The following is a 15162-nucleotide window of genomic DNA, read 5'->3' on the forward strand; positions in this document are numbered from 1 at the left end:
GATGTGAGTGGCCGTCAAGTGTGTTCTCGATGGCCGCCTGTTCTCGTTGCGGGTGGTCGCCCTGGCGCGAAATTCACAACGACAATTAGAACTGCGCCTTTTTGGGTGTGTCTAACGACAACTAAAACCGTTTTTAACGACAATTAGAATTGCGGGTTGAAGAACCTCGAAAGCCTCGCCAGTACTTGATGACGTAACCTTAGGTTGTTACGGCACCTGGACTGGGGAACATCGATGACTTGCACAAAGGCGCAGGTACGCAAATTCATGCGATTTCGCAAAACACACTCCTTCGAAGTGGCGGCTGCGAAAGCAGGCATGTCCGAGAACACGGCACGAAAATACTTCAAACAGGGAGGTCAGATTTTGCCAACACCAGATCGTGACTATCGCACACGCCAAGACCCTTTCAGCGAAGTTTGGAATGAGCTGCAGTCGATGCTTGAGAAAGACAGTGGTCTCGAAGCAAAGACGCTTATGCAGTGGCTGTTGGAGAGGTATCCGGACAAATTCAAACAAGCACATTTGAGAACTCTCCAGCGTCGCGTTTGTAATTGGCGTGCACTGAATGGTCCAGACAAAGAAATTTTCTTTCCGCAAAATCTTCAACCAGGTAGGCAGAGTCAAAGTGACTACACTAACTGCAACGAGCTGGCGGTAACGATTGTCGGCGAGCCATTCGATCACTTGTTGTTTCACTTTATGCTGCCGTACTCTCGATGGGAATTCGTTTCAATCGCTTTCACGGAAAGTTTTCAGTCATTGACAGACGGTTACGAGCAAGCCGTTGTCGAACTCGGTGGCGTAGCCCCAGAACATCGCACGGACAACCTGGCTGCTGCAGTTCCAATCGGACAGAGAAAAGAATTTCAGAAGCGATGGAAAGACTTTTTGCATCACTTTCGGGTTACTCCAACGACAAACAACCCGTATCAAAGCAACGAAAATGGTTCGGTTGAAAAATCGCATGATCTTTTGAAGAAGGGCTTGGATCAGCGTTTGCGATTGCGTGGCAGTAGGGAATTTCCAACACGCAACTCGTACGAAGAGTTCATATCTGCCTACGTTGAACGACGAAACCGGGAGAGAAAGGAGCGGGTAGCAGAAGAACTTTGCCTTCTTCGAGAGCTGCCACGACGAAATTGGAGTGCGCCGCAGGAGCTTGTGGTAACAGTCCGACCATGGAGCACTGTCACTATTTTGAAGAGCCTGTACTCGGTTCCGAGCAGGCTGGTTGGGGCGAAGTTGCAGGCTCTGGTTTACGCACAAAAAGTTGAACTCTACTACGGTAAAAAACTTGTTCAAGAGATGGAGCGAGTGCGCCCAGGGGAGAATGCGATCAACTATCGACATGTAATTGGACATCTATTGCGCAAGCCGGGTGCATTCGAAAATTACAAATTCCGTGATGAGCTGTTTCCGAGCGCCACTTTCCGACGGGCTTTTGACGTACTGTCTGAAGCAGGCAAAAGCGACAAGGAGTACTTAAAGCTTCTGAGTGTGGCAGCGTTAGATGGCGAGCATCATGTTGAAACAGCGTTGAACATCTTGATTGAGCTTTGCGAGCTGCCTACCGCCGACGCTGTGAAAGCCCTGCTGGTGACCAAGCATGCTGTGCCGGATGTCACTGTCCAACAGCCAAATCTTTCAATCTACGACGGATTGTTGAATAGTCACCTGGTCGGAGTTATGTCATGACTGAAAAAGCAAACAGACAAGAACAGCTGGACGGCATGCTCATGGGATTTCATTTGCCATCGTTCAAAAAGCACTATCTGACTTATGCTCGGAAATCAGAATTAGAGAAGCTTGACCACGTAGCCTATCTGTTTGAGCTGAGTAGGACAGAACAGGAAGACAGATACAACAGAAAAACGGAGAGATTGATCAAGGAGGCAAAACTGCCAGCTGGCAAAAGGCTCGACCTCTTTGATTTGAGTAACGTACCGAGTTTGTCTCCAAGCAAAGTCAGCGAACTTGCGACAGGCAAATGTCTCGATGCCTGCGAGAACGTCTTGATTTTCGGGAACCCTGGAACGGGCAAAACACATCTCGCAGTCTCGCTTGCTCGCGAGTGGTGCCTAATCGGAAGACGAACCTATTTCATCACCGCAGCAAAGCTGGTGCAAGAGCTGCTAAAAGCAAAACGGGACCTGAAGCTGAATTCGCTACTGAGCAAGTTGGACAAGTATGAAGCCTTGATCATTGACGACCTCTCCTACATTCCACAAGAACGTGATGAGACCGATGTGCTATTTGTCCTGCTCGCTGAGCGCTACGAACGTCGCAGCGTCGTCATCACTAGCAATCTTCCGTTCTCAAAATGGGACACTATTTTCAAAGATCCGATCACCGCAATGGCAGCTGTCGACAGGTTGGTACACCATTCAACGATCTTGGAATTGAACGGTGAAAGTTTTCGAGCAACTGCCGCCTCTAGAAAAAAGGCTGCAGCTAAAAATGTTGAATTCTAGAAACCCGCAATTCTAATTGTCGTTCAAACTCAATTTAATTTGACGTTACTCAACTGTCCTGAAAACTGCTCTTACACGACCGTCTGGACTCGGAGCGTAAGCAATTTGAACGTCCCTTTCAAAATGAATGATACTGTCTCGCAAGTCTCGACTTTCTTCAAACCAATCATTAGAGCAGATTAGTTCGGTTAATTCGGCTCCAATCAAGTTGCGCACACGATTTGGCTCATTTTGACATTGCGTTCGCAGCTGGCTGTAGGTTTCTTTCAACTGTTTCGATTTCGACGCAGAATCGCTTATTGTTTTTGCGACGGCATCAAACATAGATCTAATTTCAGCGTGAAATGCGTGAATATCGGTTTTAAGATACGCATGCCAATGGTCCGTTGAAAGCCCTTGTTGCTGCCACTGAACTGTTAGCCACTGAATCTTGTGCATTATGGTGACGATGGTGTCAAAATCATTTCCGAGAATGAACATTCGTTCGCAGAATTGGTCTCCTTTATGTCCGTATCCTTGCCAGTTGGGATCTTGATGAGGCATGGCTCTATTAACTTGACCCAATCCAAAATAGTAGAAAAATTCACCATGTAACGGACTATTCTCAGAGTTGTTATCTTCAAGGATAAGACGCAGTTCGCTCAATGCAGCTGCATTTTCAATTTGACTTTGATTTTTCACGTATCAACAAGCTTCTATCTCTGTTGCAGTTTAGTCAGCGAACGAACTGTATTCTACGATGATGGAGTATTCAATCGGGAGCATACATCTGCTGTTACCAGGTCTTGTTTCGCCGCCGTGCTTTCCTTCGCAGTGAGTCGATTTAGAAATAGTACTTTGACGATTTCTAACTAATTCAATAATCTCACCCTCTAGATCTAGACCTCCACGGCTGCAATTATCTGAATTCTCATAACGACACGGAAAATGAAAATAAGCTCTGTCATCACTGCGATAAGAGCGTGGAACCGTTCTCGGTCCACCACCCAGTTCTTCCTCAGGCTTCTCGTGAATCTCTATGGATATGCGATTAACGCTGGGAAATCGCTCTTTCATTAGTTGAGCCCGTCCAATATTATCCAGCCGTTGCCTCTGCCACAGCGGTAGTTGATTTCGATCTTTGCGCATGTCTTTATATGCCTTCTTATCAATTAACGAGTCGTACCTGACTATACAGAGTGATTTTGAAGAAAGCACTGTGGCAGATCTACCCCTGAAACCAATACAGAGGTCGTCACTTCTGCCGCTACAAAATATCCATCGAGTTCATTATTAGCGCATCATCGGGTGGATATAAGCCGATTCAAAAAACAAGTTTTTTTACTTTTGACTTCTCTCTGCTGGCAAACCAGGATATTGGGTTCGCGAAGTTATTGGTTCAAATAACAGGGTATCAAGAGCGATCCACGTGAGCCAACATTCGATGCACTCTTTCTACGCAGCACAGCAAAAGTATCGCAGAGTATCGAAATTTGCAACTCAAAAACAATCACTGGTGAACAGGCAACAGAATTCACAAGTTCCGCATACTTCTCAATTGCGGTCAATATCAAAACTTTCGAGCAAGCTAAACAAGTTTCAGCAAGGTTGCTATGTTGTTCAAACTTTCAATCGTCAAAATATAGATGCTGCAATTCGCGTGGAAGGCGACCGGGTTTGTAACGTGTTTCACTTAAGCTTTCTCGAACGTTTTGCGATTGTACAAAAAATAAAATCCAAGTCACTGTGGAATTGTGCAACCGGTCTAATACTTGGTCTAATATTTAATCACGCAACTCGTAAACTCTTTACGAGTTGAGATGGTTCCAGATCGTAGCCGGTCTTTGATCCACTGGCGAATTAGTTTTTGGGTCTCTACACCATTTGCACTATCTTCAATTTTCTCTCTGCTGAAGAAGATGTGATCGCCCTGGTTCGTGATTAGAACGGCTCCATCGTAACCGGACAAATTCATAGAAGTCCAACTAAACTCATCAACTCGTGAAGAGTTCGATAACTCAACGAATTGACTAATAATCCACTCTTGACCCTTGTCTATTTGATCTCTCATTTGTACGCCTCCCAGGAGCTGCTTGAACTCAATTATGCACAATTAGTGCTCACAAAAAACTTGAGAGAACGACATTCCTCACGCCAGAAGTTTGGTCCCTAAAACCATCCTTTACCCTAACCAAATTTCAAAATTTCATGCTAAATTGGTGGTTACATCGGCATGTCGCCTGAAGCGGACCAAGCAAATGCTTTAATCACCGCAAGGCCGTGAACCTCGGAGGAGGAACCGATGAAAGAAGAAGTATTAAACGCATGGAGTTGCTCCACCTACTTGGCGCAAAATGCAATTGCAATAGGCGCCTACGGTGATGCAACGATTCACTACATCGACGCCCTAAATATCGCTTTGCAGTTGAAAGAAAGCGCTCCAATATGTTGTGCAGAGACACAAGTAGCGTTGGCGGCTCTAAGTCTAATGGCAGACGAGCCGGGTCTCGCGATTACGCTCCTCACCGACGCCCTGCCAATTTATGCGCAGACGTATCCGCGCTCTCACAGCAAGATGCTCGAACTGTACCACCTGGTAGCCAACGCGCATCACCATGTGGGGCTGTACGAGACCGCGAGATACTGGTACGAACTAACTTTGGAAAACATGGCACATTTGCCCTGGAATCACGTCGATAAACAAGTAGTGGCAGAAAATTTTCGTCAGTTACTGGAAAACAAAAAGTACGCGGCGTAAATAATAAACACTTTCGAAAAACGCTATCAATTTCACAAAACCACCACTAATTTTGGGGAATATGAAGTAACTAAATTGCACATCGGAAATGCGATGTCTAATGCGGGAAAAGGATAAGGAATTCTTTTGCGCATAGACCGTAAGAGTCCTCGAAGGAGGGTCCGATGGGTGCAAAGAATCCAAAAAATTTCGCACGAACATTGCAGCAGCTCGCGCAGATGTTCAGCGACAAACAAGTTTTAAACGAAATCGAAAATCAGATCGATTCGTTCATTCGAAATAACAACGTCGTGATTGGCGAGTTAGAGGCACGTGCCGCAGCGCTGGACACAGAGTCGTACAAAACAAGTACGTCGCTACCGCTCCATCGCTACAAACGCCTTATAAGCAACTACAGCGACCTCAATGACGGTCTGGAAGCGGTGCGCAAGTACACGAGAAATTCCCAGTTCGGAATAGTCTCGCAATATATGTCGAAAGAGCTGTGGCCACTAGTTCTTGAAACCACCTGTCGATATGCCGAAGAGTCGGGAAAACCAGGTTCATCAATTGATGCACTTGCGACGCTCTACGCAACCATCGGCAGGTATTCCGGTATGCGCGTTTCAAGTCGCGAGAATTCAACAGTTAAAGGAGTTCAAATCCAATCAAACAAGTCGCCAATTATCGCCATTAGAGATCTCAGAGACAATCAAGCGGAGGAAAAAGAATAGATGGAAACAACAATGAACAAAGAAACCGGCACAAACACCAGTCAGCAAAATGACGGTCGGGAGGTGCGACGAAAAATAGTAAAAAAACTCAAACCGACAATCATAGCGCTGTTGGCTCTTTGCTGGATGTCGCATTTCGGAAGCACTAGCATGTCGAACGCAGAGCGAAGAAATCGCGACGAAGCCATTCGCGATGCGATGCAGTACGACATGCTAACAAACGGTACTGCATTCGGTGCATACGCAAGTTCGGGAGCAAACATCGTTCAGCGTTGGGCAAACGTATCCAACCAGGACGAACAGAAGAGACAGGAAGAAGACCACGGGAGAGCAGTTAATTTCTTCTTTCTCGTTGCCTTCACAGGATTGGGTGCTTTCTTCCTCGCTGCACCGAAAGGAAAGCAGATGGTTGAGACGTACATCGAAAATGGAATCAAGTAACAACAAATTCAACAGGATATTTTTAAAGGAGCAACAAATGAAATCAGAGCAAAGCAAAGGAAGTTCAGCACCAATCGTTATCGCAATAATTATTGCATTCGTCCTGTGGGTAAAGGCTGAGCGAGCAACGCAATCAGAGACATCTAGACCCGATGGACAAAAAGTTGGTGACCAGGGAAAGCTGCCGACATCAGGTTATCTCGGTGAATTGGGACTTCAAGATACGTACAAAAATCAAAAAAAATTCTGGGGTGATGACACTATCAGCCAAGGAGCTGAGGGCATCGCCGGCCAGATTGGACAAGGTCTGAACAAATTACAGAGCAACTAAATCGCTCTCAAACGGAATCAAGCAAACACACAACAAACTAACCAAAAGGAAAACAGTTCAAATGAATAACTATTTCAAAGCAAGCCTCTATGCAGTACCGATCTGGTGGGGCACAGGCGCCGTGGTAACGGAATTGGGACATGCAGTGAGCCTGTATCGTCCTGCGGAATCTGGCTTCATGTGGGCTAATTTAGCGGCACTAGGGTCGATCTTCTACCTGGCAAATAAGTTCAACAAAAAGGATAAGGCAGAAGATGTGCGCTTGTATCACCGACGCAGAGTCTATTCCACGGAGATGGAAGAGGCTTTTCGCCTGGTGCAACTGACATTCTCGGGAGCGTACAGCTCGACAAGCCGGTGGGATTTCATGGTGGGCGATCTCAGCTCTGGCATGCTCCAATACTCAATCAATTGGTATAACGCACTGCCCGGTCGTCCAATCATCACTCAATCCTGTTTAGGGCAAGTGACTATGCACTTCAAAGATGTCTCCGATGACATTCAGCAGAAGACAGAGGTGACGTATCTCTTCGATACCAACGCTAACACTCTTGAGAGTCGCAAACAGTTTAGAGAGATGGTGAAACATATCGTCGCCAGATTGGATCATCAAATTCCGAACCATGAAAAAACGTTCTTAACTGAAGCTGAAAAAACAGACTTGAACACCGAATACGAATTGACCGACGGCGACTAAGCCGCATCGCTCGACTCCAATAGAAACGCCTTCTGAGAGGCGTAGCCTAAGCAAGGTTTGCCAGGCCGCTTATTTCAGATGTTGGAGGACATATGAGCAACAAAAATTTTAAATCTGCTTCCTCGGAAGCACAGTCAAATAACCACGAATTTTGCAGTGAACGCGGATGCTATCGCACACTGCATGGCTGGTCACCGAATCGAAAACCGCCAACTACGAACGAAGAATTACATCAAGACCCAGCACCAGAAGAGCAAGGTGATGCCGATGAATAGTCCCAAGATATCCTTTCGTCTCGAATCAGCTTTGTACGAAGAAGTCAGCCGAATCGCCGCAGCTAACGGCAAGAACATGTCGGAAGCAGCAAGACTTCTGATCGAGAGCGCGGTGATACGACGCTCTGAAGAAATGACAGACACGCAGTTGCAACTAGTTGAACGTCGACTGAACTACATCGAAAAAAGATTCTCAGCTTTTCTCGTCAAGATTGCTAAGTCAGCGGCACGTACTGAATATTTCGCATCAACCATCCTTCTTGAAAGTGCCGGTACCGATGAACAAGGTATGCGCTTACGAGAATTCTTCCGCGATGAAGCTGAAATATTCGCCGTCAAAGTTCTTAAAATGAAATCGAAAGAAGAAGCAGACAGCACCGACTTTGTTCTACCTGTAAACAAAGGAGAGGCAGCGTAATGGTGAGCGGCTTCCAGAGTGACGGCTGGTACGACGTTTACCGGCGCAAAAAATCCAGCGCTCCTTCCGGTCAATCAGGTAAGAGGAAAGGTGGTGGCGGCGGTGGTGGTGGCAAAAAATCTCGTCTTGGGCGAGTTGGTGCGCCAGGTCGACTCATACCCAAAGACGGGTCATATGCCACCAAACGGAGCGTCATCATAAAAGCAAAATATTCAAAAACAACTGCAGATTCTGATTATCACATTCAGGCTTGGTTGACATACTGCTCGAAAGAGAAAAGCAGAGAGAATGCTGATAGCCCTGTTCTTACTCGTGAGCGGATAGACGAGATCCTGCAAGGTGAGCGTCCCTCCAACCAGTTTGAATTAAGAGACCCAGAATTCTTCAGTGCTACCCGTCAGCTAATTTCGCGGCAAGAAGCCATAAAAACAATTTCCGACAATAAAGGCAGTCAAATTGCAGACTACGAAATAATTCTGAGTCCAGGTGATCGAACTATTGACCCATATGAGTACACCAGAGACCAAATGTCGGCGCTGGAAACGAGGTTGGGTCACAGCCTCATTTGGGTGGCTAACGTACACCGCGATACGGGACCGGACCAGGCGCACATAAATGTCACCATCGCAGGAAAGATTCCAGGATTCAAAGAAATCGCAAAGGCTGACCGAGTTGAAGAAACGCGAGAAAAAGACCCTGCTTACTTTGCTCTCGACTTAAGCAAAGTGTCGCCCAAAGATCAAATCAAAGGACGAGACGAAAAGACTTACACCAAATTTGACTCGTTGGAGAAACTTAAGGCTTTTGATGACTACTGTAAAGAGAGCTTTGCCAACTGGCTTCCAAAGCCTCAATATCAAAAGCTTTGGTCATGGATCGGCGCGAAAACGAAGCATGGAGAAGATGTGTATGGAAAAGGACCACAAAAGAAAATCGAGCGAGAGATAGATTTAGATCGGCTGGAGGACAAGGACAAGATTTTAATCAGTAATCGAGCCGCTACGCCTTTTCACACAAAAGAACAACTGGAAGCTTTTCAAACTTGGCAAGACAGCGTTCAAGACCAATCGAGGAAGATAAGCTCAGAAGATCAGTCGAAGCTGCAAGATTGGATTAGACAGAAAAACGAACTGGGAGAAAATTACTTAGGCGATCCGCCGATGCGTGAAAAACCTGCACCGGCATTTGATACCAAGCGAAGTATTGACTTAACAGACATTCCCGAGTCAGAACGTCTAAATTTGACTGGGCGCGATTATACAAAGTTCGATACCAGCGAAGATTTGATCAAGCTACAGAACTTCGGTCTAGATAAAAAGCTGCTGTCCAACGAAAAAGAGCAACTACTTAAGAGCTGGCTCGACGCGAAGAGACAGGAGGGTGAACAAGTATTCGGAAAGCCGAAGTACAAAGATGTAGCAATCGATAAAACATATGTTCTTGACGAAAAGAAAATCGCCAAAGACGACAAAATTCAAATAGCAAAAGAAACCTGGAGCAAATACTCATCCACAGATCAACTAATCGAGTTGATCGACAAAATTCAATATGGACTCGAACCAAAGGATGCCCGTTCCAAGCACTTTGAAAAGCTCGACCGCTGGCTTAGTGATAAAGAGAGAAACGGACACGAATTTGAGAAGGCGCCCCCCGTTCGCGAGATTGTTCATCGCTACAGAGAATTAGATTTAAGCGCGATTACGGAAGACCAACGTGTATCTGTCGGTGGCAACATAATCACAAAGTTTCATCCGCTCGAAGTCTTAAGAGAAGCGCGGCACGATCTCGATAAAGACATCAAAAACAGGGAGCGAGATAGCACTACTGGAAAAGACAAAAAGCTCGATAAGGACAAAGAAAGTGAGCAGTCGCAGCTCCGCGATTTTGAACTTCTTGAACGCGCAAAGTTGCAATTATGGATCGAGTTAAAAGAACGATTCGGAGAGCCTGTAGTTGGTGCTCCTCCTACAAAAAATCTGGAAATCGATTATGGAAAAATCGGCAAGGGTGACCGAATACACAGCGACGGCAAAACTCACACAAAATACGATTCGAAAGAAGTTTTGCTTGAGGTTTCATCGGAACTCGGTCAGAAAGAAGACTCTAAGTCACAGGCGCAGAAAAGCCTTGTCGATAGTTGGATTAAGACCAAAGAAGAACTTGGTCGTGACGATGTATTTGGTGAGCCACCTCTCAAATCAATAGATGAACACGATAAGGCGCTGGATTCAAGATATATCAAAGACCCTCTGGAACGAGCCGTAGCAGAATTGCTGGGAGAGGGTGACCTATCAGTTGAGGCAGTAAATCTCAACCGGGCTTTGAATAAGTACGACCGTATCCGCCAATGGGAGGACAAAGACCAGCAGCATCGCCGCCTGGCCAATGAGCGCGGAGATGTCTTTCTAGACAAAGCGACACTCAACTACTTGCGCGCTCGCGGTAACGAATACGTTCATTCGGGGCGTGCCCCTATAAGAGAATTGGATCGTGAAATCGAGCGAGATCTCGATCAGTCGCGCTTAGAGCGACAAGACAGAAAAAAGGAGTTGATGCAACAAGTAATTCAGCTTCGGAAAAATCAAAGAGATGACACCGAGCGTGGTGAACAATACTCGATAGATTTCAATAAAGAAGGTGACCCTTATCTAAAGAGAGAAACATTCGAGCGACTGCGTTTAGGTTCCCCTGATTTAACCAGAATACCGGACTCAGAGCGCCTGCTGGGACAAATTCAATTGAAAGAAATCGTACAGGAGAATGCACCCGATAAGCGCGAGAACGAAAAAAGAGACAGAGAAAGAGAAGGAAAAGATCAGCAAGACCCAGTTCAGAATTTTCAGAATCGAACGATAAAGGAAACATTCGAAAGACTGCGCTACGGTCCATCTGAGTTAACGCAGATGCCGGACTCAGAGCGCCTGACCAGATTGCAAGATGTGAAACTGGCTGATTCTTCAGAGAAGTCCAACGAACCAACGGCCGACAAAGAAAAGGAAAAAGAGGAACGCGAACAACAGGAACAAGTGACATCTTCTAGAAACACAATTCCAGATTCAGCAGCAGATAAATATCAGACACGCCAAAACATGGTCGACTCAGGCATCATGCAGCTCGGTCAAATGAACGACGCAAATAGCGAGAGCGACCGCAGCCACGACGATCAAACGAGAGAACACGAAGACGGATTACAGAGGTAAACATATGCCATTTGCAAGAAGAAAGACAACATTACGAGCCCCATCTCAATCAATCACGGAGATACTCACACCTGTTTTAGCAAGACAAAACTATCGAGTTGAAACGGCAAGCGAGGGATATTTTAAGTGCGTAAAACAGGATAGCGGGCGAGTTCTCCGCACAAACAAATTCGTTCGGTATGAACTGACCATCGAATGGTCTGACGAGACCAGAACTGAGGAGCTGGAAGTACAGCTCGATGATGAAGTGACATGGCCGGAGTTGAACATAAACGTTGCAGTGGAGGAAATCAACAACACCTGGACTGGAGCGAAGTGCAAACAGGAAGCCGATAACATAATCTCACTTCTGCACCATGACCTGGAGCGCTGGCGCGAACAAAATAAGATTTGGTGCAACGACACCAGATTTGGAAGCGCGCGATGGGCACCACTGAATGAATTAAAAGAACAAAATTACATCTCGGACTCGGTAGACACTAACAGCTTTTTGATCGGGCGATATAAAGTTAGTCCGACAGAATATCGTTACCTGAGCGTTCCGCCTGGAGAGACAAAAAGACATGGTCTTGTTTGCGGTCCAACAGGTTGCGGTAAAACAGCCACCATTTTTACGCCAAATTTGATTGAGCGTTTGGACTCTTCAGCGATAGTGACTGAAGCAACACCAGGCGGCAAGTTGCCAGATCTTTTCACCAAGACATCGGGCTGGAGAAAAAACGCCGGCCACAACATCTATTACTTCAATCCAGATGATCCAAGGTCTAATTGTGTAAATCCAATTGACCGTGTCGAAACGGTGTCACATGCGCAGGAATTAGCTGAGATCATCATCCGAAACACAACTCTAAACAGTCACGCCGGTGATCAAGTTTGGGTAACATCCGAGAGACACCTCCTGACCGGCTTGATCATGATTGCCGCTCAGAGGAAAGGTGATCTGACGATGGTCCGAGAACTTCTTATGCAAGGACGAAAAGAACTCAAGGAGACGGTCGCCAACGGTCCTACAGGGCGAGGAAGAGACGAGTGCCTGGCAATGTTCAATCTCTCCAGCGAAGGCTTCTTAAACGGGGTCATGGTCGGTCTAGCAGTGAGATTGGCGCCGTGGTCAATTCCGACGGTGTCGGCGCTCACTTCCAAAACCGACTTTGACCTGGCAAAACTGCCGGATGAACTGTTTACCTTTTACCTGGCGGTACCTTCTGGAAAGCGCCATGCTAAACCGGTAGCTGCGGTAATTTTGAACTTTTTGCTCGATATCATGCTCGACCAACTACGCACCCGCGACAAATTCGCACACCCGCTGATGATGTTCTTGGATGAGCTAACCAACTTCGGTTTGATACCAGATTTGCCATCGCAGCTAACTATTTTGAGGCACGTAAATATTCCGATAGTGCTCGGTCTGCAAGATGCCGAACAACTGCGCAAAGTTTACGGTCCATCTGACGCTAAAATATTATTTTCACAACCGGCGACAAGAATATTTTTCAGACCAAACGATTTTTCAACGGCAAAAGAGATATCAGACCAATTAGGCAATGCAACAAAACGAGACGTGACTTACAGCCGTGGATTCCCGCGATTCTACAGTCGTAAATTGATGACCGCAGACGAGGCGCGAAGTTTAGACACGCAGCGTGCAGTATGCTTTCCGCCAACCACAGATCCAATTAAACTGTGGAAGTTAAAACCGGACGAATATGATACTCGCGTCAGCATGTTTCCACCGGCATTAAGAAAAGCAGTCGATGTAAACGAAAAACTCGACGCACCAAGAAATGAATACAAATTGATGGAGGCCCAGGTCCTCAAAGAACTTCCAAAACTTTTCGATGAACCAAGGAATGCAACTGAAGAGACGGCACTCATTTCAAAACAAAACGAAAGCCTGAAGAAATTCACCCGCAATTCGTTGCAAGAAATTTATCAGCGGCAGAGCATAAGCAAAGAATTCTGAGATACAGCACCAGGCTGAAAAGGAGAAGCAACTGATGACGACAGAATCAACGATTCCAGAGGAGTATCTAAAGAAGCTGACTGAATGCGGTTTGTGGCACTCTAAGCCTATGGGATGTTTTGGAGGTGGGGTGTGGATCGTCAAACCGTCGTCATCCAAGGGAAATAAAATTCCTGACTATGAGCCTAGCGGTTTAGTTTTTATAGATGACGGAGGAGAAGCGGTTCCAGAGCAGCCCGATTCTGACGCGCCCATGCTCTCCTTATCTCCGGACACCCAAGACAATAAATGGGTCGTACTCGGTGTGGATGGTGTTGGCGGTATGAGTGCAGCCGACTTTGTCACCATCTGGGACACTCTCGACGAAGCGATTGCAGATATAAAAGACTTCTACTTTGGCGATCCGACACGCATGAGCGCGAAGGCTGCATATCGATTAGATCCTCGTGGTGAAACAGAGAAGGCTGAACGCGAGGGACGCATGCCAAAATGGCCTTGGACCAAAGAATAGAACATTGTCCATGGCAAACAAAAAGCGGTTCGTCTCAAAGCTGAGAGGTTCCGTTTCTTTTTGCAATATGCGCAAATACTCTGTCGACAAGGCTTCTGTGATAGTAGCGGGCTGCGTCGGGATGATGTCGACAAAAACCGAGTCATGTCGACACTGACAGTCCTAACTCTACTCAGATTTCAGTCTTCCTGTCGACAGCTTCGATTAATGCAACATTTGACCAGCTTTGATTTGCCACTGGTAACCGGTATTCGAAACAGCTGTAAAAGAGATAACGCGCCGGTGGAAGCAAAGGTCGAATCCATTTTGACGCGCTTGGAAAGGGTGAAAGAACTGAACAAGTGTAACCGGATATGGTGACCTAATCGGTTAGCGCGCAACATGCGAATTCGGTCATGTCTGCAGTTAAGTTTCTTCCTATTTCACAGCGGTGCTCCGAGAGCCAGTCTCTGAGAAATCCACGGCCACTGTTTTTAAAAGCTCGATTGGCAAACAATACTTGCCCAAAATTTCGCTCGGTGCGCCTGCCATGATGAAATCGTGCGAACCTTCAACGATTGTTTTTGGTGACAGAGCCATAAAATAGGAAGAATCACCATCGTCTTTCATGTATTCCGCAAATATAATTTCTCCGTCGATGCCGATGGTTAGTGCAAATCCGTTAGAACAAATTAGCTGACCTGTTATTTTTGTTTGCTGATCGATAAAATCTCTCAGCTCGGAAGCTGACTCAAATGTACGCTCCGGTGAGGTGCTATCGGCATAATCTTCGAATTTTATTTTCATTGTGCGTCACTGATTTAGAATCAATTTGACTTTTTTAAACTTCTTCCCATTTCACCAACTCGCTTCTTTGCCCGGTTTGCAAGAACTCTATGACGATTTTTTTTAGCAAGTCAAAAGGGAGACAGTGCTCACTTGCTACATAAGTCGCTGAGCCGGTCATATCGAAATCATGTGAATCTTCTTCTATTATTTGAATGGGCGCCAGCGCCATGTAATATGGCGGCATATCGTCGTTGCTTAGAAACTGCGCACAGCCAATGTCTCCATCTATACCTATTTGAAGCTGATAACCACTATCGCTTACTAATTTGCACATCATCGACTCGTTACGTTGGTCTTCCAGGAAATCGTTCAAGGAGTTAGCGTCAAGAAAATCTCGTTCCGGTAGCGGCTCTATGGCATAGTCCTTGAAATTCAGCTTCACTTTTTATCTCCGATGAATGTACGGATCGTACCATTTGGCAAAGGGTTGAGATGGAGCGCTTCGTGCAAGAAGAGGATTACAAAGAGATGCGCCAACTGTGTCGTGTGGAGTGTGTGAAGACAATACGAATGCAGCAGCCGTTGCTCAAATAGCGACGCGAGTTTCACTTTTCAGTTGCATGTGAAAAAAGGA

Annotated in this window: 14 protein-coding genes; 11 read left to right on the forward strand and 3 right to left on the reverse strand. The window is 46.2% G+C overall.

All coding sequences use genetic code 11. The features are described from left to right. The first annotated feature begins 234 nt into the window (after nt 1–234). A complete protein-coding gene (locus tag EKK48_24060) occupies nt 235–1698 on the forward strand; it encodes an IS21 family transposase (GenBank protein ID RTL37186.1) in 1464 nt (487 codons plus the stop codon). Nucleotides 1699–1835: 137 nt separating this feature from the next. Next, complete coding sequence (locus EKK48_24065) at nt 1836–2474, forward strand: AAA family ATPase (GenBank protein ID RTL37298.1); 639 nt, start codon at nt 1836–1838, stop codon at nt 2472–2474. Between the two features lie 45 nt (nt 2475–2519). On the opposite strand, the gene EKK48_24070 is transcribed toward EKK48_24065, so the two are convergent. Next, complete coding sequence (locus tag EKK48_24070; GenBank protein RTL37187.1) at nt 2520–3155, reverse strand: hypothetical protein; 636 nt, start codon at nt 3153–3155, stop codon at nt 2520–2522. Nucleotides 3156–4755: 1600 nt separating this feature from the next. Between EKK48_24070 and EKK48_24075 the strand changes: the two genes are divergently transcribed. The 9 genes from EKK48_24075 to EKK48_24115 all read left to right on the forward strand — a co-directional run bounded on the left by EKK48_24075 (nt 4756) and on the right by EKK48_24115 (nt 13760). After that, nucleotides 4756–5211 (forward strand): tetratricopeptide repeat protein, encoded by a 456-nt coding sequence (locus EKK48_24075; GenBank protein ID RTL37188.1) that lies wholly within the window; start codon nt 4756–4758, stop codon nt 5209–5211. Between the two features lie 164 nt (nt 5212–5375). Continuing rightward, the gene (locus EKK48_24080) at nt 5376–5924 is read left to right on the forward strand and encodes a hypothetical protein (GenBank protein ID RTL37189.1); all 549 of its coding nucleotides are present in this window, start codon (nt 5376–5378) and stop codon (nt 5922–5924) included. Between the two features lie 12 nt (nt 5925–5936). Beyond that, the gene (locus tag EKK48_24085; GenBank protein RTL37190.1) at nt 5937–6365 is read left to right on the forward strand and encodes a hypothetical protein; all 429 of its coding nucleotides are present in this window, start codon (nt 5937–5939) and stop codon (nt 6363–6365) included. Beyond that, nucleotides 6352–6696: a hypothetical protein gene (locus tag EKK48_24090; GenBank protein ID RTL37191.1), complete on the forward strand. Its 345-nt coding sequence runs from the start codon at nt 6352–6354 to the stop codon at nt 6694–6696. The genes EKK48_24085 and EKK48_24090 overlap by 14 nt, the downstream gene beginning before the upstream one ends. A gap of 61 nt (nt 6697–6757) precedes the next feature. Further along, nucleotides 6758–7393, forward strand: a complete 636-nt coding sequence (locus tag EKK48_24095; GenBank protein RTL37192.1) for a hypothetical protein — start codon at nt 6758–6760, stop codon at nt 7391–7393. Between the two features lie 156 nt (nt 7394–7549). After that, nucleotides 7550–8086, forward strand: a complete 537-nt coding sequence (locus EKK48_24100) for a ribbon-helix-helix protein, CopG family (GenBank protein RTL37193.1) — start codon at nt 7550–7552, stop codon at nt 8084–8086. After that, the gene (locus EKK48_24105) at nt 8086–11286 is read left to right on the forward strand and encodes a hypothetical protein (protein ID RTL37194.1); all 3201 of its coding nucleotides are present in this window, start codon (nt 8086–8088) and stop codon (nt 11284–11286) included. The genes EKK48_24100 and EKK48_24105 overlap by 1 nt, the downstream gene beginning before the upstream one ends. Nucleotides 11287–11290: 4 nt before the next feature. Then, nucleotides 11291–13249 carry a type IV secretory system conjugative DNA transfer family protein gene (locus EKK48_24110; GenBank protein RTL37195.1) on the forward strand — a complete coding sequence of 653 codons (1959 nt, stop codon included), beginning with the start codon at nt 11291–11293 and terminating at the stop codon, nt 13247–13249. Nucleotides 13250–13283: 34 nt separating this feature from the next. Next, the gene (locus EKK48_24115; GenBank protein ID RTL37196.1) at nt 13284–13760 is read left to right on the forward strand and encodes a hypothetical protein; all 477 of its coding nucleotides are present in this window, start codon (nt 13284–13286) and stop codon (nt 13758–13760) included. Nucleotides 13761–14177: 417 nt separating this feature from the next. On the opposite strand, the gene EKK48_24120 is transcribed toward EKK48_24115, so the two are convergent. Next, nucleotides 14178–14546, reverse strand: a complete 369-nt coding sequence (locus tag EKK48_24120; GenBank protein ID RTL37197.1) for a hypothetical protein — start codon at nt 14544–14546, stop codon at nt 14178–14180. Nucleotides 14547–14580: 34 nt separating this feature from the next. Further along, nucleotides 14581–14970 (reverse strand): hypothetical protein, encoded by a 390-nt coding sequence (locus EKK48_24125; GenBank protein RTL37198.1) that lies wholly within the window; start codon nt 14968–14970, stop codon nt 14581–14583. Nucleotides 14971–15162: the final 192 nt, after the last annotated feature.

The organism is Candidatus Melainabacteria bacterium, from assembly GCA_003963305.1.
In the GTDB taxonomy this organism is placed as follows: Bacteria; Cyanobacteriota; Vampirovibrionia; order Obscuribacterales; family Obscuribacteraceae; genus PALSA-1081.

Coding starts and splice junctions, on each gene's coding strand:
- EKK48_24060 (RTL37186.1), top strand. CDS start 235: ATGACTTGCACAAAGGCGCAGGTACGCAAATTCATGCGATTTCGCAAA.
- EKK48_24075 (RTL37188.1), top strand. CDS start 4,756: ATGAAAGAAGAAGTATTAAACGCATGGAGTTGCTCCACCTACTTGGCG.
- EKK48_24080 (RTL37189.1), top strand. CDS start 5,376: ATGGGTGCAAAGAATCCAAAAAATTTCGCACGAACATTGCAGCAGCTC.
- EKK48_24085 (RTL37190.1), top strand. CDS start 5,937: ATGAACAAAGAAACCGGCACAAACACCAGTCAGCAAAATGACGGTCGG.
- EKK48_24090 (RTL37191.1), top strand. CDS start 6,352: ATGGAATCAAGTAACAACAAATTCAACAGGATATTTTTAAAGGAGCAA.
- EKK48_24095 (RTL37192.1), top strand. CDS start 6,758: ATGAATAACTATTTCAAAGCAAGCCTCTATGCAGTACCGATCTGGTGG.
- EKK48_24105 (RTL37194.1), top strand. CDS start 8,086: ATGGTGAGCGGCTTCCAGAGTGACGGCTGGTACGACGTTTACCGGCGC.
- EKK48_24110 (RTL37195.1), top strand. CDS start 11,291: ATGCCATTTGCAAGAAGAAAGACAACATTACGAGCCCCATCTCAATCA.
- EKK48_24115 (RTL37196.1), top strand. CDS start 13,284: ATGACGACAGAATCAACGATTCCAGAGGAGTATCTAAAGAAGCTGACT.
- EKK48_24120 (RTL37197.1), bottom strand. CDS start 14,546: ATGAAAATAAAATTCGAAGATTATGCCGATAGCACCTCACCGGAGCGT.